This is a genomic window from Erwinia sp. MYb416 (genome assembly GCF_037479575.1).
Taxonomy (GTDB): domain Bacteria; phylum Pseudomonadota; class Gammaproteobacteria; order Enterobacterales; family Enterobacteriaceae; genus Erwinia; species Erwinia rhapontici.
Map to the genome: position 1 here is coordinate 1 of NZ_JBBGYT010000314.1, position 1,247 is coordinate 1,247.

Here is a 1,247-nt window from a genome sequence, read left to right on the forward strand (position 1 = left end):
GCTGTAAAACTCGGCATTGGTGGTGGTGGAATATGCGCTATATATACTTGGTATAGATACCGTTCCAATATGCAACGTAGCAGATAATTGCAAAAATCCCGGCCAACACCGCCGGGATCTATTGATCTGTCAGTCGCGGCTGTGTTTCAGGCAATCGTAACGATCACGCTTGAGCACCGGAATATCGACGGTATCGTCAGCGGCGAGACGGTCAGGGCCGACGTCGCCCGCAACCTGACGATGACCAGCGAGCAGGACAGCGACCGCTACGACTCGAAGCAGCAGAACGCCAGCGTCGGCGGCAGCTTTACCTTCGGCTCCATGACCGGCTCCGCCAGCGTCAACCTCAGCCGTGACAAAATGCACAGCAACTACGACAGCGTGGTTGAGCAGACCGGCATCTTCGCGGGCAAAGGCGGCTTTGACGTCACCGTCGGTGAACACACCCAGCTTAACGGCGCGGTCATCGGCTCCACCGCCACCGCGGACAACAATAAGCTCGACACCGGCACCCTCGGCTTCAGCGATATCCACAACCGGGCCGACTATAAGGTCGAGCACCAGAGTATCGGCCTCAGCACCGGGGGCAGCATCGGCGGCCAGGCCATCGGCAACATGGCCAACACCCTGCTGGTGGGCGTCAACAAAGACGGCCACGACAGCGGCACCACGAAAGCCGCCGTCAGCGACGGCACCCTGGTCATCCGCGACCAGGATAAACAGGCCCAGGACGTGGCGAACCTCAGCCGCGACGCGGAGAACGCCAACGGCAGCATCAGCCAGATATTCGACAAAGAGAAAGAGCAGAAGCGCATTCAGCAGGCCCAGCTGATTGGCGAAATCAGCACCCAGGTGTCGGATATCGTGCGTACCCAGGGCGCCATCAGCGCGGCGAAAGATGCCAGGGACAAGATGGGCAGTATCAGCCAGGAAGACCGGGACAGGGCGCAGAAAGACTGGGTGAAAGCCCATCCGGGTCAGACCCCGGATGAGAACGCCATCAACGGCCAGGTTTACCAGAACTTCTACGACCTATGACTATATTTTCTCAGCATGGAATATTTAAAAATGTTCAAACAATACCTAATCCCAATCAACGACGAAAATCACTTCTATTATCACAATATGAAAGAGTATTTAAGCACTCTAAGCATATCCCTCATAGGGGCTATGATATACTCAGTCATAGATAGGCCAGAGAATGGAAATAACCCACCAAATTGGTTTCTCTTCTTATTGATCATAAT

The 1,247-nt window shown here is 55.2% G+C and carries 1 pseudogene; it reads left to right on the top strand.

Annotated features, from left to right (window positions below):
• Positions 1 to 195: 195 nt before the first annotated feature.
• Positions 196 to 1,032, top strand: a pseudogene (locus WH277_RS03785) (hemagglutinin repeat-containing protein); the annotation flags it as partial.
• Positions 1,033 to 1,247 lie beyond the last annotated feature (215 nt).